This window comes from Amycolatopsis sp. Hca4, from assembly GCF_013364075.1.
In the GTDB taxonomy this organism is placed as follows: domain Bacteria; phylum Actinomycetota; class Actinomycetes; order Mycobacteriales; family Pseudonocardiaceae; genus Amycolatopsis.
In genome coordinates this window covers 5,687,604-5,714,387 of record NZ_CP054925.1, presented here as the reverse complement: position 1 = coordinate 5,714,387, position 26,784 = coordinate 5,687,604, and the positions used below count along the sequence as shown (strand labels likewise).

Below are 26,784 nucleotides of genomic sequence, written 5' to 3'. Positions count from 1 at the left end.
CAGGTGACCAGCAACATCCGAAGGTTCCGCGCTGCGCCGCGCCGGATCGCGGTGCTGTCCGTGCACACCTCGCCACTGGAGCAGCCCGGGACAGGGGACGCGGGCGGGCTGAACGTCTACGTCAGCCAGACCGCGACGGAGATGGCCCGCCGCGGCATCGAGGTCGAGGTGTTCACCCGCGCGACCGCGTCCGGCCAGCCGCCGGTGGCGGAGCTGGTGCCCGGCGTGACCGTCCGGCACGTCCCGGCCGGCCCGTTCGAGCCGCTGGGCCGCGACGAGCTGCCCGCCCAGCTGTGCCCGTTCACCTCCGGCGTGCTCCGGACCGAGGCCTTCCACGAGCCCGGCCACTACGACCTCATCCACTCGCACTACTGGCTGTCGGGCCAGGTCGGCTGGCTCGCCCGCGACCGGTGGTCCGTGCCGCTGGTGCACACCGCGCACACACTGGCGAAGGTGAAGAACGCCGCGCTGGCCGATGGCGACAAGCCCGAACCGCGCACCCGCGTGATCGGCGAGGAGCAGGTGGTCGCCGAAGCCGACCGGCTGGTCGCCAACACCGCCGTCGAGGCACGCCAGCTCATCGAGCTCTACGACGCCGCGCCGGACGCGGTGCACGTCGTGCCGCCGGGCGTCGACCTCGAGCGCTTCACGCCGGGCTCGAAGTCCGTCGCGCGCGCCGAGCTGGGGCTGGCCGACGACGACGTCGTGCTCGCCTTCGCCGGCCGGATCCAGCCGCTCAAGGCGCCGGACGTGCTGCTGCACGCCGCGGCCGCGATGCTGCGCCGCCGTCCCGAGCTGGCCGCGCGGCTGGTCGTGCTGGTCGTCGGCGGGCCGTCGGGGACCGGGCTGGAACAGCCGCAGGCCCTGCGCGAGCTGGCCGTCTCGCTCGGCATCGAGCGGCAGGTCCGGTTCCTGCCGCCGCAGCCGGGCGAGCGCCTCGCCCGCGTCTTCCGCGCGGCCGACGTCGTCGCGGTGCCGAGCTACAACGAGTCGTTCGGCCTGGTCGCCCTCGAAGCGCAGGCCTGCGGGACGCCGGTGGTCGCCGCCGAGGTCGGCGGGCTGCCGGTGGCGGTGCCGCACGGCGTCTCGGGGCTGCTGGTGCCGGGGCACGGCGCCGACGAGTGGGCGGACGCGCTGGCCGCCGTCGCGCTGCGCCCGGACCGGCGGGCCGAACTGGGCGCCAACGCGGTCGTGCACGCGCGCCGGTTCTCCTGGCGCCGCACGACGGACGCGCTCCTGGACATCTATGCTCAGGCCACCAGTGCCTTCTCCCGTGCGCTGGACCTGCGCGCGGAGGTGGCGGTGTGAGCCTGGACGAGCTGATCCGGTCTACTTTGGACTCCGCGGAGCTGGAGTACGACCGGCGCGGACCGGGCCGGTACTTCGTCACCCTGCCGGGCACCAAGAAGCTGCAGACGAACGCGTGGCTGGTCGACGGCGACCACGCGTTCTCGGTGGAGGCCTTCGTCTGCCGCCGTCCCGATGAGTCCCATGAGGACGTTTACCGCTTCCTGTTGCAGCGCAACGCCAGGCTCTACGGTGTTCACTACACAGTGGACAATCTCGGGGACATCTACCTGGTCGGCCGGTTCGGCAAGGAGACGATGAGCGCCGACGAGCTCGACAAGGTGCTCGGCCAGGTGCTGGAAGCGGCCGACGGCGACTTCAACACCCTGCTGGAGATCGGCTTCGCGACGTCGATCAAGCGCGAGTGGGACTGGCGCGTCTCCCGCGGTGAGTCCTTGGCCAACCTCCAGGCGTTCAAGCACCTCGTCACGCCCGAGAAGCCGCACGAGCCGGGCTTGACCGAGTCGTGACCCGGGCCGTGCAACGGCACGGAACCGGACATCCGTCTCCTCGCCAGCCGAAACTGGAGGGAGACGCAGGATGCGGACTCGATGGAGAGCCGGGCTCGCCGCGGTGGGCGTGGTGTTCGTGCTGGCGGGGTGCTCGGCGGGGCAGGGGACGTCAGCGTCCACGGCGGACAGTGCCGGTTCCGGGCCGGTCCCGGTCGCGCCGCAGCAGGGCAGCGGCAAGGCCGGACCGGAGAAGGTGACCCCACCGCAGCCGGGTGCCACCGATCGCAAGCTTTCGCGCAGTGCCCGGCTGGAACTGACCGCGACCAAGGTGGTCGACGTCGTCGCGCAGGCCCGCGGGATCGCGCAGGGCGCCGGCGGCTACACCGGCCAGGAGAGCACCGGCGACGACCTGGCGACGCTCAACCTCGCCGTGCCGGCCGACAAGCTCGACGGCGCCCTCGACCAGCTGTCGCACCTGGGCACCAGCCTGGTGAAGCGGGAGCTGAACACCCAGGACGTCACCGAGCAGGTCGTCGACGTCGAAGCGCGGCTGGCGACCCAGCGCGCCTCGGTGGAGCGCATCCGCGCGCTGCTGGCGAAGGCGACTTCGGTGTCCGAGATCGCGTCGGTGGAAAGCGAGCTGACGAGCCGCGAGGCGACGCTGGAATCACTCGAACAGCAGCGGAACTCCCTGGCCGGCAGCGTCGCGATGGCGACCGTGGCGATGACCATCCGCAGCGTCGCCGCCCCGCCGCCGCCGTCGGAGGACCACAGCGGGTTCCTCGGCGGGCTGGCCGGCGGCTGGCACGCGTTCCTCGTCTTCGGCGGCGGCCTGCTGACCGTGCTGGGTGCGTTGGCGCCGTTCCTGCTGTTCCTCGTGCCGCTGGGCTGGCTCGGCTGGCGGCTGTACCGCCGACGCCGTCCGGTGCCGGCAGCGGTGCCCGAGCCGAGCGAGAGCTGAGCGGAACAGGCGGGACGGCTCGAGGGAGGGGGAGTCGCGATCTCGAGCCGCCCCGCTGAAGTTCCCGCCGATCAAGGACCCGGTGACGAGGGGGGTGCCAACGGGGCCGGCGGGCCGCGGCTCGGCAGGGGGGAGACGAGCCGCGGTCAGTGCCCGAATCCGGCCGGGGAGTGCGTGGAATCCAGCCGCTCGGGACGTAGTCAACCTGTCAGATCCCGCCGGGTAATCACAAGGCTACTGGTTAGCCCGTTCGAGTGAACTTTCGAAATGTCGATAACGGTGTGCAGTCTCGTGCGGAATTTTTGCGCGTTGTTGGCGAGCGGATTTGTCGAAGGGTGAGCTGTTACTCCGGAGTAACACACTCTGGGTAGGACGGTCGCTGCGGCAGAGGTCACCAGTCGGCTCGGTGGTGCGTTCTGGCAGGCTGTGGGACATGGCCGAGATTGGGACGTTGGTGCTGCTGCGGCACGGGCAGAGCACGTGGAACGCGGAAAACCTGTTCACCGGCTGGGTGGACGTACCGCTGTCGGAGCAGGGCGAGGGCGAAGCCCGCCAGGGCGGTCAGCTGCTGGCCGACGCCGGCCTGCTGCCGGACGTGGTGCACACCTCGCTGCTGCGCCGCGCGATCTCCACCGCGAACATCGCGCTGGACGCCGCCGACCGGCACTGGATCCCGGTCAAGCGCGACTGGCGCCTCAACGAGCGCCACTACGGCGCGCTGCAGGGCAAGAACAAGAAGCAGACGCTCGACGAGTTCGGCGAGGAGCAGTTCATGCTCTGGCGCCGTTCGTACGACACCCCGCCGCCGCCGATCGACCCGGACGACGAGTGGAGCCAGGCGGGCGACCCCCGCTACGCGAACCTCGGCGACTCCGCGCCGCTGACCGAATGCCTGAAGGACGTCGTCGAGCGGCTGCTGCCGTACTGGGAGTCCGAGATCGTGCCGGACCTGCGCGCGGGCAAGACCGTGCTGGTCGCCGCGCACGGCAACTCGCTGCGCGCGCTGGTCAAGCACCTCGACGGCATCTCCGACGCCGACATCGCGGGCCTGAACATCCCGACCGGCATCCCGCTGCGCTACGACCTCACCGAGGACCTGCAGCCGGTCAAGCCGGGCGGCGAGTACCTCGACCCCGAGGCCGCCAGGGAAGCCGCCGCCGCGGTGGCGAACCAGGGCCGCTGAGCTAGGCCGTGGTGACCGGCCGCACGCCGGTCGCCTTCCAGCCCGCCCCTTCGCGGACGACGTCGAGTTCGGTCGTGAAGGGGCGGCTGGTCACCCGGCCGGCCGCGTCGGTGACCTGCAGCGTCGTGAAGAACAGCACGACCGCCCGGCCGCCGGTGAGCGCGACGACCCCGGCCATCGGGTCCGGGCCCAGCGCCACCTTCGTGGCGCTGGCGCGGATGGCCTCGACGTAGGACGCCTTCTTCGCGCGGTAGTCGTCCGCGAGCGGCCCGGCCGTGACGGCCTGGGCACGCGCGTAGCTGCCTTCCGGGTCGGCGCTGTCGGTGGTGAACAGCGCGCCCGCCGCCGTGCGGGCGCCGGCCAGCGCCGCATCGCGCAGCCCGCCCGCGCTGCCGTCGTCCGGCTGCGGTGGCGGTGCCGGCTGGGCCGGGTTCAGCGCGATGTCGGAGAGCCGCCAGCGCCCGCCGTCCCGCACCGCGGTGAAGGCGACCGTGGCCAGCCCCTTCGAGGTGCCGCTCTCCTGCTGGAGCACGGCCAGCTCCCGGACCCGGTCGCCGGTGAACTCGAGCGCGGCCGCCTCCCGCACCCGGGTGACCAGGTGCACCGGCTGCGGGTTCGTCCTGATCTGCTCGAACAACGCGGTTAGCTGGGCCTTCGCCGCCCCGGTGACGTTCTCCGCGACGGCTTGGTCGAAGGCGCCGGGGCTGCCGGAGTCGTAGCTGAACACCGCCTCCGCCGCCGCCTTCACCGCGTCGAGGGCCGCGCCCGTCCGCTGCGCGTCGACCAGTGCGAGGTTGCCGCCGACCGGCACGGCCGTGCCGGGGACCGTGCACGCGGACACCAGCAGGGCCAGCGCCGGCAGCGCCCGCCTCACAGCAGGCCGGCCTCGCGGGCCCGGGCCCCGGCCTGGAAGCGGGAGGACGCGCCGAGCAGCTCCATCAGCTCCGCCACCCGCCGCCGGTAGGTGCGCAGGCTGACCCCGAGCACTCGTGCCGCCGTCTCGTCCTTGCAGCCCGAGGCCAGCTGCTCCAGGATCTCCCGCGCGCCCAGCTCGGTGAACCTCGCCTGGTAGGACTCCAGCTCGATCGCGCCGTGCCAGGCCGCTTCGAACAGCGACTGGATGCCCTGCACCAGGGCCGGGCTGCTGAGCACGGTGTAGCCGCGCACGCCGCCGACCTGGTCGCCTGCCACGATCGCGATCCGGCGGTCGAGGATGATCGTCTCGTTGATCTCGCGCTCGGTGATCCGGATCCGGGCGCCGTTCCCGGCCATGGTCCGCAGGTGCTCCGCCAGTGCGGCGTCGAGCAGCACGCCGGGCTGGTACACCTTGCGCACGGTCATCCCGCGCACCGAGTGCTCGCGCTCGGGCACGTTCGGGTGCGCCACCGACCACGTGTGCAGGTCGCGCGCCGCGCACGAGATCTCCGTGGCGGCCTCGAACAGGTGCCCCGTCCGCTCGAACAGCTCCGCCTCGCCGCGCACCATGACGACGTCAGTCACCTTCTCCACGCATTCCAGTGTGGCAGCAAGATGCCAAAACCGGTGGTCAACCGGGCGCCGCCGGAAGGCTGGAGCCATGACCACGAACACCACCACCACTCCCGCCGCCGCGGCGGGCACCTGGCAGCTCGGCTCCTTCGAAGTCAACCGGCTCGGCTTCGGCGCGATGCGCCTGATGTCCACTTCGGACGGTGGGATCCGCGCCCGCGAGACGTCGATCGCGGTGCTGCGCCGGGCCGTCGAACTGGGCGTGAACCACTTCGACACGGCCGCGTTCTACTTCGCCGGGCCGCGCTCGGCCAACGAGCTGCTCAACACCGCGCTGGCGCCGTACGACGACCTGGTGATCACCACCAAGATCGGCCCCGGCCGCGACTTCGCGGGCAACTTCTACACCGCCCGGCCCGAGCAGCTGCGCGCCCAGGTCGAGGAGAACCTGCGCGAGCTGGGCCTGGACCACCTCGACGTCGTCAACTACCGGATCGGCCAGAGCCTCGACCGCGGGGAAGGCTCGCTCGCCGACGGCTTCGGCGTGCTCGCCGAACTGCGCGAGGAAGGTCTCATCCGCGAGCTGGGCATTTCCAACGTCGGCCCGGAACACCTCACCGAGGCGCTCGGGATCGCGCCGGTCGTCTGCGTCCAGAACCAGTACGGCCTCACCGCCCGCCGCGAGGACGATGAACTCGTCCGGATGTGCGCCGAGCGCGGGATCGCCTTCGTGCCGTTCTTTGCCGTCGCGAGCGGCACCGGCGAAGACGCGCGGGTCGCCGAGGTCGCCCGGCGGCACGACGCCACCCCGGCGCAGGTGCGGCTCGCCTGGACGCTGCACCAGGGCCCGCACGTGCTCGCCATCCCGGGCACCGGCGACGTCGGGCACCTCGAGCAGAACGTCGCCGCGGCGGCGCTGGAGCTGACCGAAGAGGACCTGGCGGCGCTCGGGTGATTTCGCCGGAATGTCTCGCCGGGGAATCGATCGGGTGAACGCCGCCTGAAGCCCCGGCGAACATGTCCTCCGCAGGTGTCGCGGTGCTCACGACAAGGCGGACAACGCTAGGCCGGAAGCCCACTTCTCAGCTTACGATCGGCCTGTGACCACGCCTGTTTCACTCGCTCTGGCCATCGGCGCTCTGGTGGCCGGTGCGGTGGTCGGCTACCTGCTGGCGCGGGCGCGCACCCGCCGGGAGGAGGCCCGGCCGCCGGGCCCGACCGTCGCCGAGCTCCTCGAACGGCTGGTCCGCTCCTCGAACAACGGCGTCGTCGTGCTCAACCGGTTCGGCGACATGGTGCTGCACAACCCGCGGGCCTACGAGCTGGGCCTGGTGAAGGTCAACCGGGCCGACCCGCGGGCCCGCAAGGCCGCCGAGCAGGTCGTCGAGACCGACGAACCGCTGGAGATCGACCTCTCGCCGCTCGAAGCGCGCGGCCGCCAGCCGGAGGCGGTGCTCGGCCAGGTCCGGCCGCTCGGCGACGGCTTCACCGTCGTCGAGGCCGTCGACCACTCCGAGGCCATCCGGCTGGAGGCCGTGCGCCGCGACTTCGTCGCCAACGTCAGCCACGAGCTCAAGACGCCGGTGGGCGCGATCGCGCTGCTCACCGAGGCCGTGCTCGACGCCGCCGAGGACGTCGAGGAGGTCCGCCGCTTCGGCGGCAAGATCCTGCGCGAGTCCACGCGCCTGGGCCAGCTCGTCACCGAGCTGATCGCGCTGTCCCGCCTGCAGGGCGCCGAGCGGCTGCCGGACCTCAATGTCGTCGAGGTCGACGCCGTCGTCCGCGAGGCGCTCGGCCGGACGACGCTCTCGGCCGAGTCGGCCGACATCCGGATCACCACCGACAGCCCCAGCGACCTGCTCATCGAGGGCGACCGGACGCTGCTGGTCACCGCGCTGTCGAACCTGCTGGAGAACGCCGTCGCGTACTCGCCCGCCGGCAGCCCGGTGTCGATCAGCAGGCGGCTCGCGGACGGGATGGTCGAAATCGCCGTCACCGACCGCGGCATCGGCATCGCCGAAGAGGAGCAGCAGCGGGTCTTCGAGCGCTTCTACCGCGCCGACAAGGCCCGCTCGCGCGCCACCGGCGGCACCGGACTCGGCCTGGCGATCGTCAAGCACGTGGCGGCCAACCACGGCGGCTCGGTCGGGCTGTGGAGCCGTCCGGGCACCGGTTCGACGTTCACCCTGCGCATCCCCGCGCACGTCCGCCCCGAACCGGCCACCGAGCCGGCGCGGGGTGGCAAGACCTCGCCGGCACCGCGGCAGGAGAAGACCCCCGAGCGCACCCCGAGGCTCGTGGTTACCGGGCAGGACAGCCCAGATCATGGAGGAAACCTGTGACCAGGGTTCTCATCGTCGAGGACGAGGAGTCGTTCGCCGACCCCCTCGCCTTCCTGCTGCGCAAGGAAGGGTTCACCGCGGCCGTGGCCGGCACCGGCCAGGCCGCGCTGGAGGAGTTCGACCGCAACGGCGCCGACATCGTGCTGCTCGACCTGATGCTGCCCGGGATGAGCGGGACGGACGTCTGCAAGCAGCTGCGCCAGCGCTCGGCCGTGCCGGTCATCATGGTGACGGCGCGTGACAGCGAGATCGACAAGGTCGTGGGCCTGGAGCTGGGCGCGGACGACTACGTGACGAAGCCGTACTCGGCGCGTGAGCTGATCGCGCGCGTCCGCGCGGTGCTGCGCCGCGGCGGCGAGCCGGGCACGGACGGCGAGCTGGCCCCGCTGGTCCTGTCGGCCGGCCCGGTCCGGATGGACGTCGAGCGGCACGTGGTGACCGTGGACGGCGCCGAGGTGTCGCTGCCGCTCAAGGAGTTCGACCTGCTCGAGTACCTGCTGCGCAACGTCGGCCGGGTGCTGACCCGCGGCCAGCTGATCGACCGGGTGTGGGGCGCGGACTACGTGGGCGACACGAAGACGCTCGACGTCCACGTGAAGCGGCTGCGCTCGAAGATCGAACCGGACCCGGGCTCGCCGCGGCACCTCGTCACCGTGCGCGGCTTGGGCTACAAGTTCGAGACGTAAGTCCTTTTTGGTGCGGTAACGCCCCGGCGGAGGCGCGCCGGGGCGAAGCCGCACCGAGTGTTTTCGGTTACATGTTCGAGACCTGCCGCTGCGGCCGGTACCCTGGACCCCCGTGCGCCTAGGGGTACTCGACGTCGGTTCCAACACCGTCCACCTGCTCGTGGTCGACGCCCACCGTGGCGCCCACCCGACACCGATGCATTCCGAGAAGTCGGTGCTGCGGCTGGCCGAGCAGATCACCCCCGGCGGCGAGCTCTCCAAGGCCGGCGCCGACGAGCTGGTGACCGCGGTCGAATCCGCCAAGGACGCCGCCGCGCGGCTCGGCTGCGAAGAGCTGATGGCCTTCGCCACCTCCGCGGTCCGCGAAGCGAAGAACTCCGCCAAGGTGCTGGCCCGCGTGGCCGACAAGACCGGCGTCGACCTGCAGGTCCTCTCCGGGGTCGACGAAGCCCGGCACACCTTCCTCGCCGTCCGCCGCTGGTACGGCTGGTCGGCCGGGCAGCTGCTGGTGCTCGACATCGGCGGCGGCTCCCTCGAAATCGCGATGGGCCGGGACGAGGAGCCGGTGCTGGCCGAATCGCTGCCCCTGGGCGCCGGCCGCACCACGCGGACCCGCTTCAAGCACGACCCGCCGACGCGGTCGGAGCTCGTCGCCACGTCGGCGTGGCTGGACGACCAGCTCACCGACCTCGCGCGGAAGGTCACCAAATGGGGTGAACCCGATCGGGTCGTGGCGACGTCGAAGACGTTCCGCTCGCTCGCCCGGCTGACCGGCGCCGCCCCCTCGGCCGCGGGCCCGCGCGTCCGACGTACGCTTTCGGACACCGCGTTGCGCCAGCTCCTGGCCTTCATTTCGCGGATGCCGTCGGCCGATCTGGCGCAGCTCGAGGGCGTCAGCTCGAGCCGATCGCACCAGCTCGTGGCGGGTGCGCTCGTCGCGCAGGCCACGATGCGGGCGCTCGGTGTGCCGGAACTCGAGATCTGCCCGTGGGCTCTGCGAGAGGGTGTCATCCTGCGGCGGCTGGACCATTGGAACGGCGCGGATGAGACTGGAGCCGCCCTCGCGGGGCGCTTCGGCGCACAGGAGGACCGGTGAAAGCACGCGGCTGGACTTCCCGGACGGATAACGGGCACGGTGGAGAGGTGACGGACATGCAGAGGTCGGTGTACAGCGCGCGTGGCGCCGCCGGTGTGCCGTCGGGTACCGCTCCTCGAGGTGCCACAAGTGGCAACACGGTGCGCGCAGGGGATCACCAGGTATGACGGACCAGACCGGAGGCGACCAGCCGCAGAAGACCGTGGCTGAGCTGCTCGCCCAGCACGGTGCCCAGGTCGACGGCGGACGCCGTCGCCGTCGGCGCGCCGCGGATGACGACGACGAACCGGGCACCCCCGAAACCCCGCCCGGCGCGACCGGCTCGCACCGGCGGCCCGGGGTGAGCGACACCGGCCCGCAGGCGATCATCGACCGGGTGGCCGCCGAGGGCACGACGCCCCCGCCGGCTCCGCCCGCGCGACCGGCAGGCCGCCGTCGCGCCGAGCCGTCGTCCCCGCCACCGCCCGCGCCCCGCGCGATGCCGCAGGATTCCCAGCCGCTGCCCCGGCCGGTGCCGCCGCCCCCGGCGCGGCCCGCCCCCGGTGGCGCCGAGTCCGGCCAGTACACCCGCCCGGCCGCGCAGGAGTCCGGCCAGTTCGCCCGGCCGCCGCAGGAGTCGGGCCAGTTCGCGCGTCCGCAGGAGTCCGCGCAGCTGCCGGTGCCGCCGCGCGCCGCGCCGCGGCGCCAGCCTCCGCCGCCGCAGCCGTCCCAGCAGCTGCCCGTGCCGCCGCCGCAGCCCTCGCAGCAGCTGCCCAAGCCCCCGCAGCCGTCGCAGCAGCTGCCGGCACCCCCGGCGTCGGCCGAGGAGACCCGTGCGGTCCCGCCGGTCCGGCGCCGTCCCGGCCCGCCGCAGCCGTCGCAGCAGCTGCCGGTGCCGCCGCCCCAGCCGTCCCAGCAGCTGCCGGTGCCCCCGCCGCCCGGTGGCCCGCTCTCGGCCCGGCTCGACGGCCTCAACGGCACCCCGGACGCCGACATCGACGTCCCGCCGGGCCCCCCGATGGCCAGCGGCACGTTCGCGACGCCGCCCGCGGCGCCCGGCAGGCCGCGCCGGGCCCCGGCCCGCCGTCCGGAGCCGAAGCGCGAGGACTACACCGAGCAGTTCTCGGCGGTCCCCGACGACGAGCCGCCCGCCCCGCCGGTGCCGCCGAAGGGCAAGAAGCCCGAACCGCCGCCGGAGCCGTCTTCGCCCGCCGGCCTGGCGAACTGGCGCAAGCGGCGGCAGAAGGAGCAGATGGAGGACACCGAGATCGGCGTGATGCCGGCGGTGCCCACCGACGCCCAGGACGACGGCTACCCCGAGGACGACTTCGAGCCCGACGGTTTCGCCCCGGAGAGCAGCGGCTACCAGTCCGCCTACGACGCCGGCCCGCCGACCGGCGCCTACCCGCCGCCGATGCCGTTCGCGCCCGGTGACCGGGCCTCGCGGGCGCCGATCCCGGACGACCTCGCGCCCTACGAACGCGAGTTCGCCGACGACTACCCGGCGGACGGCCCGGACTTCGAGCACGACGACTACGGCTACGAGCAGGGCGAAGGCTACGAAGACGACGAGTACGACGACGCACCGGAGCCCGTCGCGGCGCCGGAGCCCGCGGCCTCGCCCGGCAAGCAGTGGCTGGCCCTGGCCGGCCAGCTGGCGATGGGCGTGGTCGGCGGGGCCGCCGTCTGGCTCGGCTTCAACTGGCTGTGGGTGAACATCCCGGCCGCCGCGCTGATCGCCGCGCTGCTGGTGGTGGTCGCGCTGGTCTGGATCGTGCGGAAGATCCGCCGCGCCGAAGACCTGCAGACCACCGTCCTGGCGGTGCTGGTGGGCTTGGTGGTGACGGTGTCACCGGCGGCGTTGCTGCTGGTCGGCCGCTGACCCCGTGATCCGCGTCGCGTTGGCGGCCCGGCGTCGTCGTGCACGGGTCGTGACGAGGCAGGATGGCGCCCGTGACAGACGAGCAGCCGGTCCCCGTCGGACTCAGCACGGCGTCGGTGTGGCCCCTCAAGGCGGGGACGGCGTTCGAGCTGGCCGCCGAGCTCGGCTACGACGGCGTCGAGGTGATGGTCTGGGCCGACCCGGTCAGCCAGGACGTCACGGCGCTGCGGCGGTGGTCGCGGCGCACCGGCGTGCCCGTGCTGTCGGTGCACTCGCCGTCGCTGCTGATCACCCAGCGGATCTGGTCGCCGGACCCGGCGGTGCGGCTGCGGATGTCGGTCGACGCCGCCGTCGAGCTCGGCGCGCGCACCGTGGTGGTTCACCCGCCGTTCCGCTGGCAGCGCCGGTACGGCGACGCGTTCGGTGATCTGGTCGCCGAACTGGAGGAGTCGAGCGGCGTGGAAATCGCCGTCGAAAACATGTTCAAGGTCCGGCCACCGGGTGGATCGAAGAATTCGCGCGTCTCCGCGTTCCGGCCGTCGATCGATCCGACGGACGTCGGGTTCCGGCACTACACGCTCGACCTGTCCCACACAGCGGCAGCCGAGATGGACGCGCTGGCCCTCGCGCAGCGGATGGGCGACGGCCTCACGCACGTCCATCTGGCCGACGGCACCGGCGTCCCGAAGGACGAACACCTGGTACCCGGCCGCGGCGGCCAGCCCTGCGCCGAACTGCTCGAGAAGCTGGTCAGCAACGGTTTCGCGGGTCAGATCGTGCTGGAGATCAACACCCGGCACGCCGTCACCGCGGCCCAGCGGGTCCGGGACCTGGCCGAGGCGTTGTTGTTCGCGCGGTTCCACCTCGGCCAATAACGCGCCGCTTATCCACGCCCGAGTGCATTTCCGCCGGTTGAACCCGTAAAGTTCGGACCGTGAACCCGTCGCTCTCGTTGCTCGGCACTTACCCGGATTCCCGAAATGGCGCGGACCGTTCGTGAGCGGAATGGACGGCACCGCCGTGTCCTTCGACACGGCGAGTGCGGCGCGGTCGCTGGGGGACGGCACCTTCACCGCGGTGCTGCGTGCGGAATGGGCCATCGGCTCGCACCCGCACGGGGGTTTCCTGCTCGCCCTGCTGGCCCGTGCGGCCATCGCGGCCCTGCACGAGCGCGGTGAGCCGCACGCGGAGCCGCTGGTCGTCAGCGCCGAGTTCCTGCACGCGCCCGCGCTCGGCCCGGTGCTGCTGCGCACGGACGTCCGCAAGGTCGGCCGCCGCGCGACGGTGGTCGAGGTCCGGCTGGAGCAGCGCGGCCGCAGCTGCGTCGAAGCGCGGGTGACGACGGGCCGGCTGCCGATGCGCCGCCCGGAGTGGACCGACGTGCCGTCGATGCCCGCCGAGCCGCCGCCCGGCGCGCTGGCGATGGCCGAGAGCACGGAGGGCCCCTTCAACCTGGCCAAGGGCTGCGAGGTCCGCCTCGACCCGGCGACGGCGGGGTACCTGGCCGGCCGGACGGGCGAGCCGCCCCGGATGCGGCTGTGGGTCCGGCCGCGGCACAGCCTGGTCGACCCGTACTTCTCGCTGCTGGCGTCGGACGTGAACCCGCCGGTGGTGATGAACCTGGGCCGCATCGGCTGGGCGCCGACGGTCCAGCTGACGGCGTTGCTGCGGACGCGCCCGGCCCCGGGCTGGCTGCGGGTGGTGGTCGAGTCCCGGTCGGTGCACGAGTCCTGGTTCGACTCGGACGCGACCGTGGTCGACGCACTGGGCAGGCTGGTGTGCCAGGCCCGCCAGCTGGGCCTGGCCCCGGCCCCGGGCGGCTGAGCCGCGTTTGGCACGCTTGCTCCCATGACGGTCATCGCGGTGCTGGGTGCGGGCAAGATCGGCGAGGCGTTGCTTTCGGGGCTGCTGCACGGCGGCCACGACGCCGGCGACCTCCTCTTCACCGAGCGCTACCCGGCGCGCGTCGAGGAGCTGACCAGCACCTACGGCATCCGCGGCGTGGAGGTCGAGGAGGCGGCCAAGCGGGCCGACATCCTGGTCGTCGCGGTCAAGCCGCAGGACATCGACCCCGTCCTCGACGAGCTCGCGCCGCTGCTCGGGCCGTCGTCCCTCGTGGTTTCGCTGTGCGCCGGGCTGCCCACTTCGCTGTACGAGCGGCGGCTGGCCGAGGGCGTGCCGGTGGTGCGGGTGATGCCGAACACGCCGATGCTGGTCAACGAGGCGATGAGCGCCATCTCGGCCGGCCGGTACGCGACCGCCGAGCACCTCGCCGTCGTGCGGGACCTGCTTGCGCACGTCGGGCAGGTCGTCGAGGTGCCGGAGGCCCAGCAGGACGCCGTCACGGCGCTGTCCGGGTCCGGGCCGGCGTACTTCTTCTACCTGGTCGAAGCCATGATCGACGCGGGGATCCTGCTGGGCCTGCCGCGCGCGCTGGCCGGGCAGCTGATCATCCAGTCGGCGGTGGGGGCGGCGAAGATGCTCGCGGAGTCCGACGAGCACCCGGTCCTGCTGCGCGAGGCGGTGACGTCCCCGGCGGGGACGACGATCAACGCGATCCGGGAGCTGGAGAAGCACGGGGTGCGGGCGGCGCTGCTGGCCGCCATCGAGGCGGCGAAGGACCGGTCGGTGGAGCTCGGCAAGGCCCACGAGAACTGACCGCCTCGTCGAACCGGAACGCCCGCGGGGCTCCGGCGCGCCCGTTTTCGCCGTAATGGGCGATCGCCCGGGTCTTGCACGCGCGGGTGCTTGTGCGTTAGCCCTGGTAGGGGCCCATCTCGGTGACAGGCGTCGCATTAGTCCCACCAGTCCCGCTACTCTCGATAGAGCACGTGCGTGTCGATACCACAGGTGGGGAAGCCTCGTGGCGCGACACGTGTCGAAGGACGCGGTAAACATGTCGCCGAACAAGAAGGAGGATTTGCCCGCCGTCGGGCAGGTCCAGTTCCTGACGGTTGCCGAGGTGGCCACGCTGATGCGGGTCTCCAAGATGACCGTCTACCGTCTCGTGCACTCGGGTGAGCTGCCCGCCGTCAGGGTCGGGAAGTCCTTCCGGGTGCCGGAGAAAGCAGTGCACGAGTACCTCCAGGGCGCGTATTACGACGTGGGCTGATCCACGCCCCGGCCAGCGGCACGCCGTGCTACGACGTGCCCGCTGACCGGCCCGCGAACCGTGACGGGTAACCTGGAAAACCGCTCGTGCCTGTGCGCTCCACCCGTTGGACGCTGCGCCGGGCAGCGTGACCGACGTCTAACTAAGGAGCGCCCATGGGCTCTGTGATCAAGAAGCGCCGTAAGCGCATGTCGAAGAAGAAGCACCGCAAGCTGCTTCGCCGTACGCGCGTCCAGCGTCGTAAGGCCGGCAAGTAAGCCTGCTGAGCGTGACCGTGGCCCGTCCAGTCTCTGGACGGGCCACGTCCATGTTGTGGGCGGTTTCCCCCCGTTCGAGTGAGGCGTTCGTCGCTTTCCCCGGGGGTGGCGGTTAATAGCACGTAAGACGGCCCGGAGCTACCACTGATGAGCGGTAACATCTCAAGGGCGTCCGCGCGATGCTTCCAGTGAGTGCTGGTTCGCGCGCCTCGGGTGACCGTCCACCCCCCACTTGCCCTACGCCGCAGGGAGTCGCATGCCGTCGAACATCGTGCTCGTCACCGGGGTCGCCGGGGAACTGGGCGGGAAACTGCTCGCCCGGCTGGGCAACAACCCCGACTTCGAACGGGTCATCGGTGTCGACACGGTCCCGCCGGAAAAGACCGTCCTGCAGCGCATGGGGCACGCGGAGTTCGTCCGCGCGGACATCAGGAACCCGTTGATCGCCAAGGTGATCAGCACGGCCAAGGTCGACACGGTGGTGCACGCGTCCGTCACCGCGCACCCGGCCGGGCCGGGCCGCCGCACGGCGATCAAGGAAGTCAACGTCATCGGCACCATGCGGCTGCTCGCCGCGTGCCAGCGCTCGCCGCTGGTCCGGAAGCTGGTGGTCAAGTCGACGGCGGCGGTCTACGGCGCCGGCGCCCGCTCGCAGGCGGTGTTCACCGAGGACTCCGAGCTCATCCCGACGTCGACCAGCGGGTACGCGAAGGACGCCGTCGAGATGGAGGGGTACGTGCGCGGCCTGGTGCGCCGCCGCCCGGACATCACCACGACGCTGTTCCGCTTCGCCAACATCATCGGCCCCGAGACCGACACCGTCCTGGCGCGCTACTTCGCGCTGCCGGTGGTGCCGACGGTCTTCGGCTACGACGCCCGCATCCAGCTGCTGCACTCCGCGGACGCGCTGTCCGTGCTGGAGCGGGCGGCGCTGCACGACAAGCCCGGCGTGTTCAACGTCGGCGCCGAGGGGGTACTCACCCTTTCGCAGGCGATCCGGCGAGCCGGCCGGGTCGAGCTGCCGATGCCGCGGAGCGTGGTGCCGTCGGTCGGCAAGGTCTTGCGCGGCGCCCGCGTCGTGGACTTCTCCGCCGACCAGGTCCGGTTGCTGAACTTCGGCCGGGTCGTCGACATCACCAAGCTGAAGCAGGAGTTCGGGTACACCCCGCGGTGGACGACGCGTGAGGCGTTCGACGACTACATCGTCGGACGCGGGCTCCGCCCGGTGCTCGACGGCGGCAAGCTGGCCGGGCTGGCCGGCCGGGTGCTGGTGGCCGCGGCTACCGGGCAGAGCCGATGACCAGGTACTTCGACTTGGACGACGGCGGAAGCGAGGCGGGAACGGTGGGCGGTGCCGAGGCGCAGGTCATCCCCCTGCACGGACCGGGCCGGGAGAAGCCGGAGGCGGTGCAGGACGTCCGCGAGCAGCAGGAGGCACCGGTCGTCGCCTTCCCCGGCGGCGTCGACCGGCCGGCGCCGGACGAGCCGCTCTCGGCCGCCGCGCGCTCGGCGCTCGGCTTCATCCGCGGCCGGCTGACGGGCGACTATACGGTCGACGAGTTCGGCTTCGACCCCGAGCTGACGGAGGCGCTGTTCCTCCCGCCGCTGCGCGCGCTGTACAAGAAATGGTTCCGCGTCGACACGTACGGCGTCGAGAACCTCCCGGCGACCGGCGGCGCGCTGCTGGTGTCGAACCACTCGGGCACGATCCCGCTGGACTCCCTGATGACGGCGGTGGCGGTCCACGACGAAACCGGCGGCCGTCACCTGCGCGGGCTCGGGGCGGACCTGGTGTTCCAGGTGCCGCTGGTGAGCTCGTTCGCCCGCAAGTCCGGCCAGACACTGGCCTGCCACGCGGACGCCGAGCGCCTGCTGCGCAAGGGCGAGCTGGTCGGGGTGTGGCCGGAGGGCTTCAAGGGGGTGGGCAAGCCGTTCGCGTCCAGGTACAAGCTCCAGCGCTTCGGCCGCGGCGGCTTCGTGTCGGCGGCGCTGAAGGCGGGTGTGCCGATCATCCCGGTGTCGGTGATCGGCGCGGAGGAGATCTACCCGAAGCTGGGCGACATCAAGGTGCTGGCGCGGATGCTCGGCTTGCCGTACTTCCCGGTGACGCCGTTCTTCCCGATGATGGGCCTGCTCGGCGCGGTCCCGCTCCCGACGAAGTGGAGCATCGAGTTCGGAACGCCGATCGCGACGGACTCGTTCGGCCCGGACGCGGTGGACGACCCGATGCTGGTGTTCCAGGTGACGGACCAGGTGCGCGAGTCGATCCAGCAGACGCTGTACCAGCGGCTCTCGCAGCGGAAGTCGGTTTTCCGCGGCTGAGCCCGGTCAGCCGCTGACGTGGGCGGGCGCTGTCGAGCCAGTTCGGTGTCGCCCTCGACGGTGGTCTCGGTGAGCGGAAGCCGGCGGGTTAGCGCAGCCGCACGGTCTCCCCGGTGCCCCGGGATGGGTGGCGCGGACTCGGGCCGCGGCACCTCCGACGTGGGCGAGGTCAGCATGTCAGGTGGTTGATGATGGGCGCGGCCGCGATGTCGGTGTTGAATGCCGACGGCCGGTTTGCCGCGGCGGCCGCCTCGAAACCGTGAACGACCGCTTCGTCGAGCATGCTGGACAGCCAGAACCGCGTCCCGGGCCGCTCGTCATCGGAGGCGTTGAACGGCCGGGGCCGGCCACGGCACGGTCTGGACGTGCGCGACTCCTGAACCCGTTGCATCGACTCGCGCACCTGGGCGGTCGACTCGCGTACCCGGGCGGTCGGCTTGCGTACCCGAGTGGTCGGCTCGCGCACCTGGGCGGTCGGGTTGCGTACCCGAGTGGTCGGTTCGCGTACCTGGGCCGACGACTCGCGTACTCAGGTGGACGACATGAAATGCGCGGCTCAGCGGCGCCGGTAAGCCATTCCGGCCGCCACCGCGCCCGCCAGCGCTCCGGCCCCCAGCACCGATGGCACGCCGATCTTCGCGGCCTTCCGGCCCGTCCGGAAGTCCCGGATCTCCCAGCCGCGTGCCCGGGCCACGTCCCGCAGCCCGCCGTCCGGGTTGACCGCCACCGCGGTTCCCACCGCCGACAGCATCGGGATGTCGTTGGCCGAGTCCGAGTACGCCGTGCAGCGCTTCAGGTTCAGCCCCTCGCGCGAGGCCAGCGCCCGGACCGCGTGCGCCTTCGCGCGGCCGTGCAGCAGGTCACCCACCAAGCGGCCCGTGTAGACGCCGTCGCGGGTCTCCGCCACCGTGCCCAGCGCGCCCGTGAGCCCGAGGCGGCGGGAGATGATCGCCGCCAGTTCGATCGGGGTGGCCGTCACCAGCCAGACCCGCTGGCCCGCGTCCAGGTGCATCTGGGCCAGCGCCCTGGTACCGGACCAGATCTTGTCCGCCATCAGCTCGTCGTAGATCTCTTCGCTGATCGACGTCAGCTCGGCCACCGTGCGGCCGGCCACAAAGGACAGTGCGCGCTCGCGGTGGGTCTTGATGTCCTCTTTGTTCTCGCGGCCGCCGAGCCGGAACTTGATCTGGCCCCACACGAACCCGGCCAGGTCGGCCGAGGTGAAGAACTTGCGGGCGGCCAGGCCGCGGGCGAAGTAGAAGATCGACGCGCCCATCATCATCGTGTTGTCGACGTCGAAGAACGCCGCCGCGGTGAGGTCCGGCGGTGCGGGCGGGGCCGGGGGTTCGGAAATCGCGTGGGCGGCCGCGGCCTCTGCCGACGCTTCGCCCGCGAGCGCGGCGAGCCGTTCGAGCTCCTGACTCTTGTCCTTGCCACGCCAAGCTGACACGTACACCGCCTCCACGTCTCCTTCGCACAGCGTAGCGAGCCGCCCACCGTGTCGTCGCAGGTGTGGGCCGGACCTCAGCCGATGACGATCGGCGGCAGGCCCGGCAGCAGCGGCGGCAGCGAGATGAGCGGCGGCTGGGACGTCGTCGTGGCCGGGGCAGGCGGCCGGGTGGTCGTCGTCGGCTGGCCGAACACCGGTGGCGGCGTCACCCCGCCGGTCGGCGCCGGGATGCCCGGGGTCGACGCGGCCTCCGACGGCGGCAGCTGCGTGCCCGTCGGTGTCGGTGTCGTGCTGTCCGCCGACGAGGGCGCGACCGACGCCGACGTCGGCTGGCCGCCGGCGGCCGGGGCGGGCCGCTGCGTGCACTCGCCGGTCGCCGGGAGCGGGCCCAGCTCGTCCGCGGTGCCGTTGGTGATCGTGTAGCAGCTCATCCGCGCCACCAGGCCGCTCGCGCGCTCCTGGACCTTGCCCAGCAGGCTCCGTACTTCGCCGAACACCGGCGCCGCGTCCGCCGGGAGCGGCAGCGTGGTCAGCCGGGTCACCTGGTTGCGGGCCCACAGCCGGACGTCGGACAGCGCCTGCGAACCGCCGCCGTCGCTGGTCGCCGCGGTGGACAGCTGGGCGACGCCGGCCCGCAGGTCGGCGGCGAAGTCCTCGTAGGCGGTCCGGTAGTCGGCCTCGCTCGCGTTTTCCGCGGCCAGCTCGCCGAGCTCGGTGATCCGGTTGGTGGCGAACTCGAGGTGCTTGCGCCCCTTCTCCTGCTCGCCGAACGTCAGGCCCAGCGCGGTCGACTCGCCGGCCCGCTTGACGCTGTAGAGCGGGTCACCGGGCAACGCGCTGCGCGAGAGCACCAGCGTCAGCCCGGACAGCACCAGGAAGAGGAAGAGCGCGGCGGCCACCAGGTCGGCGGTCCGCGGCCGCCACCTCCGACGTGGCGTGGCGGCCGCCGCCGTCTCCAGGCGGCCCGCGATCTCCGCGCGGATCCGCTGCCGCGTCTCCAGGTCGGGGGCACCGGCCGCGCCGAGCTCGCGCAGGGCGCCGACCAGCGCGAGCTCGTCGGCGAACTCGCCGTCGCGGCGTATCGGCGACGGTTCCAGGGCACGCGCGAACCGCTCGCTCTCGGCTCGCTCACGCGCAAACCTCACGGCGCTGCTCTCCATCCGGGCCACGGCCGGTCCGACACCGGTCTGCGTGGGGTAACGATCCAGGAGCCGCGAGGGTTACCGGTTTCGGTCGATGAGCGGAAAAGTTCGCGGGTTCAGCGCAATCCCGTCGGCAGAAGTTGTGCCAACCGGCGTACCGCGCGGTGCTGGAGCGCCTTGATCGCGCCCTCGTTGCGGTTCATGATCTCCGCCGTCTCGGCCACCGACAGGCCCTGCAGGAACCGCAGGACGATGCATTCCCGCTGGTCTTCGCCCAGTTCGGCGACGCAGCGCAGCAGCTCGGCCCGGGTGGCGCGGCTGATCGCCTCCTGCTCGGGGCCGGCCTGGGCGGTCGCGCCGACGACGAACGGCGCCGCACCCGGCTCGGTCACCTCGTCGGTGACCACCTCGAGCTTGAACCGGCTCGACTTCACGTGGTCGAGCACCAGGTTGCGGGCGATGGTGACGAACCAGGCGCCGACGTCACGTCCCTGGTAGCTGACCGACGTGATGCGGCGCAGCGCGCGCAGGAACGTCTCGCTGGTGACGTCCTCGGCGAGGTCGCGGTCGCCGAGGCGGAACAGCACGTACCGGTAGACGACGTCGACGTAGCGGTCGTAGAGCCGGCCGAAGGCGGACGAGTCGCCGTCCTGCGCGGCCCGCACCAGCTCCCAGGCTTCGGCCTTCGCCGCCTCGGCGCGCTCGTCGTCGGCCGCCTGCCTGCTCACCGGCACGGCGGACGTCCGTCCGAAGACGCGCTCGGCGAACATGAAGACGGGCCCACGGCTCACGGCGGTCGGCACGGTCATCGGGCGGCACCTCCGGCGGTGGCTTCGACCCAGCGGGCCACGGAACCCCCGGAGCTGCGGCGAGCAGGGGCCGGCCGGCTCGCGTGCCCCACGACCTCGTGGGCAGGCAAGTTCCTCACGGCGACTCCCTCTCTCCGGTCGCGGCGGTGATCAACACCACCGGCCCGACGCAGTGCAGCATACGTGTTGTTACCGCTAAGTAGGTAGTGGTTCCGGGGTTGCTCAGACGGAACGCTCGCGGTCAGCACCCATGACGTCGCTTCAGATGACAGACTTGCAACGGTTCCCGCCGGGCGAGGAGAGGCAGGTCGCGGGTGAGTGCTCCAGGAGGGACGCAGCCGGGGGTCGGCGGGCTGCTCACGCGGGCCGCGGCGACGTGGCCGGAGCACCCGGCCGTGGTCGAAACCGGCACCGGGCGCGGCCTGACCTACCGCGAGGTCGAGGCGGCCGCCCAGGCCCAGGCCCACCGGCTGGCGGCGGCCGGCGTCCGGCCCGGCGACCGGGTGGGGCTGCGGCTGCCGACGTCGGTGGACTTCGTGGTCGCCTTCTTCGGCGCGCTGCGGGCGGGCGCGGTGGTCGTGCCGCTGTCGCCGCAGGTGCCCGGGCCCGAGCTCGAGAAGCTGCTGGAGCACAGCGGCGCGAAGGTCGTCGTCCAGCGTGACGCCGAGGGGGATCTCCCTGACGGCGTGAGCGGGCTCACACCCGGCGGCGACCCGGAGGGTGAGGGGGAAATCCCCGACACCGTCCGATCCGGCGAAGACATCGCGGTCATCTCGTACACCTCCGGCACGACCGGGCCCCCGCGCGGGGTGATGCTGTCGCACCGCGCGCTGCTGGCGAACCTCGAGCAGATCAGCGGGGTCGAGGGCGTCCTGGAACACGACGACCGGGTGCTGATCACCATCCCGCTCTTCCACGTCTACGGCCTCGGGCCCGGCCTCCTGCAGGCCACCGCCGTCGGCGCGACCGCCGTCCTCTCGGAGCGCTTCGAGGCCCAGCGCACGCTGGACGACTGCGCGGAACACCGCGTCACCTCGATCACCGGCGTCCCGACGATGTACGGCGAGTTCGCCGCCCTCGGCGAAGACGAGCTCCGCCGCGGCCTGGCCACCGTGCGGCGGATGACCTCGGGCGCCGCGCCGCTGCACCCGAAGGTGCTGACCGCCATCCGGGAGGCCACAGGCCTCGACGTCTACGAGGGCTACGGCCTCACCGAATGCGCCCCGGTGGTGACGTCGACGCTGGTCACCGGCTACCCCAAGCCAGGCTCGGTGGGCCGGCCGCTGCCCGGCGTCGAGCTGCGGCTGGTGGACAGCGACGGAACCGACCAGGCCGTGCCGCTTGACCCCGACGACGTCGACGACGTCTTCGAGGCCGACGGCGAGACCGGGCTGGTGTCGATCCGCGGCGCCAACCTCTTCTCCGGCTACTGGCCCGACGGCGACCACGGACCCGACGACGAGGGCTGGTTCCGCACCGGCGACGTCGGCTACCTCGACACCGACGGCGACCTGCACCTGGTGGACCGGGCCAACGACCTGATCATCGTCAACGGCTTCAACGTCTTCCCGCGCGAGGTCGAGGCGGTGATCGGCGAGCTGCCCGAGGTGGCCGAGGCCGCCGTGGTGGGGGTCGTGGACGAGCGCAGCGGCGAGGCGGTCAAGGCGGTCGTCGTGCCCGCCGCCGGGGCCGCGCTGTCCGAGCAGCAGGTCGTCGACCACTGCGCGGCCCACCTGGCCGGGTACAAGGTGCCGCACCTGGTCGAGTTCGCCGAGTCGCTGCCGCACTCGGCCACCGGGAAGCTGCGCCGCCTGCGGTTGCGGTAGTAAGGACGCCATGGCGCACGAAGTGACGGTGATGGGCCGGGACGGCTGCCACCTCTGCGAGGTCGCGGAAGCCGAAGTCGCGCGGATCTGCGGGGAGCTCGGCGTCGCGTGGAAGGCCGAGGACGTCGACACCGACCCGGAGTGGCGGGCCGAGTACGGCGACCGCGTCCCGGTGATCCTGGTCGACGGCGCCGAGCACGGGTACTGGCGCGTCGAAGAGGACCGGTTGCGGCGCGCCCTGCAGCCGTAACACGTCCGTAAGCCGGATCGGGCAGCCTTCCGGAGCGAGTGCTGGCGAAGATGGAGGCGTGAGCACTCTGCAGGAAGCCCCGCCCGAGGCACCCCGCCGGCTTTCGCTGCCGGTCGCGACGCTGATCGGCCTGCTCGCGCTGGCCGCCGCCCTCGGCGTCGGGCACCTGGTCGCGGGCTTCGTCGGGTACACCGCGTCGCCGTTCATCGCGGTGGCGAACTACGTCATCGACCACAGCCCGACGGCGATCGTGAAGTGGGCCGAGCGGACCCTGGGCACCTGGGACAAACCGGTGCTCAAGATCGGGCTCGGCGTGGTGCTGGTGCTGCTCGCGCTGCTCGCCGGGCAGCTTTCGCGCCGGACGCCGCGGGCCGGGCAGGTGCTCGTCTTCGTCCTCGGTGCCGCCGGGGTCGCGGCCGTGTACGCGCGCAGCGACCTCGGGCAGGTTTCGCTGCTCGCGCCGGTCGCCGCCCTGGTCGCGGGCTTGGCCGTGTTCACGCTCCTGCACCGGCTCGCGCTGCCGGTGGACGCCGCCGACGAGCGCGGCTTCGACCGGCGCAAGTTCCTGCGGGCCGGGGTGGGGGTCGCCGCCGGGTCGGGGCTCGCGGCCGTCGTCGGCCAGGTCTCCGGGACCAGCTCGGACGCCGAGGGCTCGCGCACCGCCGTCGGGCCGCTGGTCCCGGCGCGCACCGCGCCGCCGCTGCCCGCGGACGCCGACTTCGCGAAGCTCGGCTCCCCGCCGTTCATCACCCCGAACGCCGACTTCTACCGCATCGACACCGCGCTGGTCGTGCCCCAGATCCGCGCCGAGGACTGGAGCCTGAAGATCCACGGCATGGTCGACCGCGAGGTGACGTTCTCCTACGCCGACATCCGCAACCGGCCGCTGGTCGAGCGCCGGGTGACGCTGACGTGCGTGTCCAACGAGGTCGGCGGGCCGCTGATCTCGAACGCGTCCTGGATCGGCGTCGACCTGGTGGACCTGCTGGACGAGGCCGGGGTCCAGGCGGGCGCGGAGCAGATGTTCGCCACCAGCGTCGACGGCTGGACCTGCGGCACCCCGGCGAACGTCGCCCTCGACCCGGCCCGCGGCGCGATGCTGGCGATCGGGATGAACGGCGAGCCGCTGCCGGTCGAGCACGGCTTCCCGGCCCGGATCGTCATCCCCGGCCTGTACGGGTACGTCTCGGCGACGAAGTGGGTGAAATCGCTCGAATTCACCAAGTGGGACGCCCGGCAGGCGTACTGGCTCAGCCGCGGGTGGGCCGAGCAGGCGCCGATCAAGACCGAGTCGCGGATCGACACGCCGAGCGGGTTCGCCGGCGTCACGGCGGGCAAGGTGCGGCTGGCCGGCACCGCGTGGGCGCAGCACACCGGGATCGCGAAGGTCGAGGTCCGGCTGGACCAGGGCCCGTGGCAGCAGGCGACCCTGGCGGCCGAGGTGAGCAAGGACACCTGGCGGATGTGGTGGATCGAACTGGACGTGCCGAAGGGCACGCACCAGGCGTCGGTCCGGGCCACCGACTCCGGCGGCTACACGCAGACGGAAAACCGCGCGGACCCGGTTCCGGACGGCGCCACCGGGTGGCACTCGGTCACCCTCGACGCCCGCTGACGGCCCGCGGGATCCGGTCGCCGCGATCGGTCCGGCTGAGCCGTTCACCGTGCCCGGTGGCCCGCTCGCCGCGTCCCGCGGGCCGCCGCGCCGGACGGCTTTCGATCACCGCGCGCGCGTGCCCGGCCCGGAAGTGCCTGCCGGACAAGGATTCTGACGCGGTGTCGTGATCCGCGCGTCGCCGGATCCGGCCCGGAACCGCCTCCGACCAGTGACTTTGTGCGTGCGTTCACAAGTGGTCTACCGTAGGAACGTCGCCCGGGCCGGGCCGGTATCGAACCGGACGCCGGGGCCTGGGTCAAGACACAGTTCCGAATGGCGACGGCCGCCAGACGTGCAACAGCGGGCAGGAGAACTACGGCGTGGTGACACAGCGGGGGAGGCGCGACGCGGCGGACTCCCCGGGCCGGGCGCCCCGGCGGCCCCGCCGTCCGGCCGGCCCCGACGCCGACAACGCCCCCACCGCCGAAATGCCCGCGGTGCCCGCCGGCGAGCCGAACGGCAACGGGGACGCCCCCGAGGCCGTCCGGGCGAAGTCCATCCCCGAGGCCGCCGTCGCCCGCTTGGCCGTCTATCTGCGCGTGTTGTCCGGAATGTCCGAGCAGGGCGCAACGACGGTTTCCAGTGAAGAGCTGTCGCAGGCGGCGGGCGTCAATTCCGCCAAACTGCGCAAGGACCTCTCCTACCTGGGCTCCTACGGCACCCGCGGGGTCGGCTACGAGGTCGGCGTCCTGGTCAGCCAGATCGAGCGCATCCTCGGCCTGACCCGCCAGCACAAGGTGGCCGTGGTCGGGATCGGCAACCTGGGCCACGCGCTGGCCAACTACGGCGGCTTCCCGGGGCGCGGCTTCCCGGTCGAGGCCCTGTTCGACCTGGACCCGGACCTGATCGGCGTGCCGGTCGGTGGTCTCCCGGTCTCGCACATGGACGACATCCCGCGGATCTGCGCCGAGCGCGGCATCTCCATCGGCGTCATCGCCACTCCGCCGACCGCCGCGCAGTCGGTGTGTGACCGGCTGGTCGCGGGCGGTGTCCAGTGCATCCTCAACTTCGCTCCGGTCGTGTTGCAGGTTCCTGCTCACATCGAGGTCCGCAAAGTGGATTTGGCCGTCGAGCTGCAGATACTCTCGTTCCATGTGGCCCGCCGCGCGGATGACGCCGCCGGCAATCAGGGCAATTCCGGATTACCCGCAGGGGTTCTCCCGGCCGAGAATGGGAACGGCAGGCGGAACGGCTCGGGTCCGGACGGCGGACGGGAAATGGTGGTGCGCTCATGAGCGTTTTGGCGGTCGGTCTTTCGCACCGAAGTGCGGAGCTGAGCACGCTCGAGCGCGTCGCGATCCCCGCGCCCGAGATCGGCAAGGTGCTCGACGAGCTGCAGCAGGCCGAGCACGTCAGTGAGGTCATGCTCGTCTCGACCTGCAACCGGATCGAGGTCTACGCGGTCGTCGAGACGTTCCACGGCGGCCTCAACGACGTCTCCGAGGTCCTCGCCCGCCAGGCCGGCATGGCGCCGGCCGAGCTCTACGACAGCCTGTACGTCCACTACGCCGGTGCCGCCGTCGAGCACCTCTTCTCGGTCACCTCGGGCCTGGACTCGATGGTCGTCGGGGAGACGCAGATCCTCGGCCAGATCCGGTCCGCCTACGCCACCGCCCGCGAAGCCGGCACCGTCGGCCGCACGCTGCACGAGCTGATCCAGACCACGCTGCGCGTCGGCAAGCGCGTGCACACCGAGACCGGGCTCGACCAGCTCGGCGCGTCCGTCGTGTCCGAAGCCCTCGCCGCGGCCGGGGACGTCACCGGCAAGCACGCCGTCATCGTCGGGGCGGGCTCGATGGGTGCGCTGAGCGCGTCCCAGCTGCGCAAGGCCGGGATCGGCGAGATCACCGTGGCCAACCGCACCGACGCCCGTGCCCGCCGGCTCGCCGCGAACGTCACCGAGCAGGGCGTGCCGGCCCGCGCGGTCCCGCTGTCCGCGGTCGCCGACGCGGTGCGCGACGCCGACATCGTGATCTGCTGCACCGGCGCGCAGGACGCCGTCTTCGGTCCCGAGCACGTGCTGCCGCGCGCCGGCCGGGCCCTCGTCGTCTGCGACCTCGGCCTGCCGCGAGACGTCGACCCGGAGGTCGGCGAGCTGGCGGACGTCCGGGTGGTCGACCTGGCCACCATCCAGCGCCGGATGCGCGAAGCCGGCACCCCGACCACCGAGCGCCAGACGGCCAAGGCGACCGGGATCGTCCTCGACGAGGTGCGCGACTACCTCGCCGGGCAGCGCAGCGCCGAGGTGACGCCGACGGTGACCGCGCTGCGCCGCCGCGCGGCCGAGGTCGTCGACGCCGAGCTGCTGCGGCTGGACAACCGGCTGCCGGAGCTGGACAGCGCGGTGCGCGAAGAGGTCGGCCGCACGGTCCGCCGGGTGGTCGACAAGCTGCTGCACGCGCCCACGGTGCGGGTCAAGCAGCTGGCCGCCGAGACGGCCGAAACCGACTACGCCAACGCGTTGCGCGAACTGTTCTGCCTCGACCCGCAGGCACCCGCCGCGGTGGCGAGCCCGAAGCCCCCCTCAGAGAAGAAGTAGCAGT

At 72.4% G+C, this 26,784-nt stretch carries 27 protein-coding genes; 21 read left to right on the top strand and 6 right to left on the bottom strand.

The window, feature by feature from the left end; genetic code table 11:
- Nucleotides 1–3 precede the first annotated feature (3 nt).
- The 4 genes from mshA to HUT10_RS25095 all read left to right on the top strand — a co-directional run bounded on the left by mshA (nt 4) and on the right by HUT10_RS25095 (nt 3,943).
- Entirely contained in the window at nt 4–1,308 is a 1,305-nt protein-coding gene (gene mshA, locus HUT10_RS25110) for a D-inositol-3-phosphate glycosyltransferase (protein ID WP_176173448.1), read from the top strand.
- Nucleotides 1,305–1,817, top strand: coding sequence for a YbjN domain-containing protein (locus HUT10_RS25105; protein ID WP_176173447.1), 513 nt, complete (start codon nt 1,305–1,307; stop codon nt 1,815–1,817). Before mshA ends, HUT10_RS25105 begins: the two co-directional genes overlap by 4 nt.
- Nucleotides 1,818–1,887: 70 nt before the next feature.
- On the top strand, nt 1,888–2,760 hold the full coding sequence (locus HUT10_RS25100; RefSeq protein ID WP_176173446.1) for a DUF4349 domain-containing protein: 873 nt from the start codon (nt 1,888–1,890) through the stop codon (nt 2,758–2,760).
- Nucleotides 2,761–3,193: 433 nt separating this feature from the next.
- Complete coding sequence (locus HUT10_RS25095; RefSeq protein WP_176173445.1) at nt 3,194–3,943, top strand: phosphoglyceromutase; 750 nt, start codon at nt 3,194–3,196, stop codon at nt 3,941–3,943.
- A gap of 1 nt (nt 3,944) precedes the next feature.
- Here the strand turns inward: HUT10_RS25095 and HUT10_RS25090 are convergent, their stop codons facing one another.
- On the bottom strand, nt 3,945–4,817 hold the full coding sequence (locus tag HUT10_RS25090; RefSeq protein WP_176173444.1) for a hypothetical protein: 873 nt from the start codon (nt 4,815–4,817) through the stop codon (nt 3,945–3,947).
- Nucleotides 4,814–5,452, bottom strand: coding sequence for a DNA-binding response regulator (locus HUT10_RS25085; RefSeq protein ID WP_176173443.1), 639 nt, complete (start codon nt 5,450–5,452; stop codon nt 4,814–4,816). The genes HUT10_RS25090 and HUT10_RS25085 overlap by 4 nt, the downstream gene beginning before the upstream one ends.
- 67 nt (nt 5,453–5,519) lie before the next feature.
- Between HUT10_RS25085 and HUT10_RS25080 the strand changes: the two genes are divergently transcribed.
- The 12 genes from HUT10_RS25080 (at nt 5,520) to HUT10_RS25025 (ending at nt 17,107) form a co-directional block, all read left to right on the top strand.
- A complete protein-coding gene (locus HUT10_RS25080; RefSeq protein WP_176173442.1) occupies nt 5,520–6,386 on the top strand; it encodes an oxidoreductase in 867 nt (288 codons plus the stop codon).
- Between the two features lie 145 nt (nt 6,387–6,531).
- Nucleotides 6,532–7,773: a cell wall metabolism sensor histidine kinase WalK gene (locus HUT10_RS25075; RefSeq protein ID WP_176173441.1), complete on the top strand. Its 1,242-nt coding sequence runs from the start codon at nt 6,532–6,534 to the stop codon at nt 7,771–7,773.
- Nucleotides 7,770–8,459, top strand: a complete 690-nt coding sequence (locus HUT10_RS25070) for a response regulator transcription factor (RefSeq protein WP_086680214.1) — start codon at nt 7,770–7,772, stop codon at nt 8,457–8,459. The genes HUT10_RS25075 and HUT10_RS25070 overlap by 4 nt, the downstream gene beginning before the upstream one ends.
- 112 nt (nt 8,460–8,571) lie before the next feature.
- Entirely contained in the window at nt 8,572–9,555 is a 984-nt protein-coding gene (locus HUT10_RS25065) for a Ppx/GppA phosphatase family protein (protein WP_176173440.1), read from the top strand.
- 163 nt (nt 9,556–9,718) lie between these two features.
- Nucleotides 9,719–11,416 carry a hypothetical protein gene (locus HUT10_RS25060; RefSeq protein WP_254897022.1) on the top strand — a complete coding sequence of 566 codons (1,698 nt, stop codon included), beginning with the start codon at nt 9,719–9,721 and terminating at the stop codon, nt 11,414–11,416.
- 62 nt (nt 11,417–11,478) lie between these two features.
- Complete coding sequence (locus HUT10_RS25055; RefSeq protein ID WP_176173439.1) at nt 11,479–12,291, top strand: sugar phosphate isomerase/epimerase; 813 nt, start codon at nt 11,479–11,481, stop codon at nt 12,289–12,291.
- A 130-nt stretch (nt 12,292–12,421) separates the two neighbouring features.
- Nucleotides 12,422–13,240 (top strand): thioesterase family protein, encoded by an 819-nt coding sequence (locus HUT10_RS25050; protein WP_176177994.1) that lies wholly within the window; start codon nt 12,422–12,424, stop codon nt 13,238–13,240.
- A gap of 24 nt (nt 13,241–13,264) precedes the next feature.
- Complete coding sequence (proC, locus tag HUT10_RS25045) at nt 13,265–14,074, top strand: pyrroline-5-carboxylate reductase (protein ID WP_176173438.1); 810 nt, start codon at nt 13,265–13,267, stop codon at nt 14,072–14,074.
- Nucleotides 14,075–14,312: 238 nt separating this feature from the next.
- Complete coding sequence (locus tag HUT10_RS25040) at nt 14,313–14,528, top strand: helix-turn-helix domain-containing protein (RefSeq protein WP_013222402.1); 216 nt, start codon at nt 14,313–14,315, stop codon at nt 14,526–14,528.
- 155 nt (nt 14,529–14,683) lie between these two features.
- Nucleotides 14,684–14,785, top strand: coding sequence for an AURKAIP1/COX24 domain-containing protein (locus HUT10_RS25035; protein WP_007030867.1), 102 nt, complete (start codon nt 14,684–14,686; stop codon nt 14,783–14,785).
- Between the two features lie 256 nt (nt 14,786–15,041).
- On the top strand, nt 15,042–16,085 hold the full coding sequence (locus tag HUT10_RS25030) for an NAD-dependent epimerase/dehydratase family protein (protein ID WP_176173437.1): 1,044 nt from the start codon (nt 15,042–15,044) through the stop codon (nt 16,083–16,085).
- Entirely contained in the window at nt 16,082–17,107 is a 1,026-nt protein-coding gene (locus HUT10_RS25025; protein WP_176173436.1) for a lysophospholipid acyltransferase family protein, read from the top strand. The genes HUT10_RS25030 and HUT10_RS25025 overlap by 4 nt, the downstream gene beginning before the upstream one ends.
- Before the next feature lie 169 nt (nt 17,108–17,276).
- Here HUT10_RS25025 and HUT10_RS25020 read toward each other — a convergent pair whose 3' ends face one another.
- The 4 genes from HUT10_RS25020 to HUT10_RS25005 form a co-directional block, all read right to left on the bottom strand.
- The gene (locus tag HUT10_RS25020; RefSeq protein WP_176173435.1) at nt 17,277–17,573 is read right to left on the bottom strand and encodes a hypothetical protein; all 297 of its coding nucleotides are present in this window, start codon (nt 17,571–17,573) and stop codon (nt 17,277–17,279) included.
- Nucleotides 17,574–17,663: 90 nt separating this feature from the next.
- Nucleotides 17,664–18,557, bottom strand: a complete 894-nt coding sequence (locus HUT10_RS25015) for an HAD family phosphatase (RefSeq protein WP_254897021.1) — start codon at nt 18,555–18,557, stop codon at nt 17,664–17,666.
- A gap of 74 nt (nt 18,558–18,631) precedes the next feature.
- Entirely contained in the window at nt 18,632–19,702 is a 1,071-nt protein-coding gene (locus HUT10_RS25010) for a DUF5667 domain-containing protein (protein ID WP_176173433.1), read from the bottom strand.
- Nucleotides 19,703–19,815: 113 nt separating this feature from the next.
- Complete coding sequence (locus HUT10_RS25005) at nt 19,816–20,508, bottom strand: sigma-70 family RNA polymerase sigma factor (RefSeq protein ID WP_176173432.1); 693 nt, start codon at nt 20,506–20,508, stop codon at nt 19,816–19,818.
- Between the two features lie 314 nt (nt 20,509–20,822).
- On the opposite strand from HUT10_RS25005, the gene HUT10_RS25000 reads away from it, so the two are divergent.
- The 5 genes from HUT10_RS25000 (at nt 20,823) to HUT10_RS24980 (ending at nt 26,780) form a co-directional block, all read left to right on the top strand.
- Nucleotides 20,823–22,334 (top strand): AMP-binding protein, encoded by a 1,512-nt coding sequence (locus HUT10_RS25000; RefSeq protein WP_176173431.1) that lies wholly within the window; start codon nt 20,823–20,825, stop codon nt 22,332–22,334.
- A 10-nt stretch (nt 22,335–22,344) separates the two neighbouring features.
- Entirely contained in the window at nt 22,345–22,584 is a 240-nt protein-coding gene (locus HUT10_RS24995) for a glutaredoxin family protein (RefSeq protein WP_103351881.1), read from the top strand.
- Nucleotides 22,585–22,642: 58 nt separating this feature from the next.
- Complete coding sequence (locus HUT10_RS24990; RefSeq protein ID WP_176173430.1) at nt 22,643–24,199, top strand: molybdopterin-dependent oxidoreductase; 1,557 nt, start codon at nt 22,643–22,645, stop codon at nt 24,197–24,199.
- A 362-nt stretch (nt 24,200–24,561) separates the two neighbouring features.
- On the top strand, nt 24,562–25,476 hold the full coding sequence (locus HUT10_RS24985) for a redox-sensing transcriptional repressor Rex (protein ID WP_176173429.1): 915 nt from the start codon (nt 24,562–24,564) through the stop codon (nt 25,474–25,476).
- On the top strand, nt 25,473–26,780 hold the full coding sequence (locus HUT10_RS24980) for a glutamyl-tRNA reductase (RefSeq protein WP_176173428.1): 1,308 nt from the start codon (nt 25,473–25,475) through the stop codon (nt 26,778–26,780). Before HUT10_RS24985 ends, HUT10_RS24980 begins: the two co-directional genes overlap by 4 nt.
- The last annotated feature ends 4 nt before the right edge of the window (nt 26,781–26,784 follow it).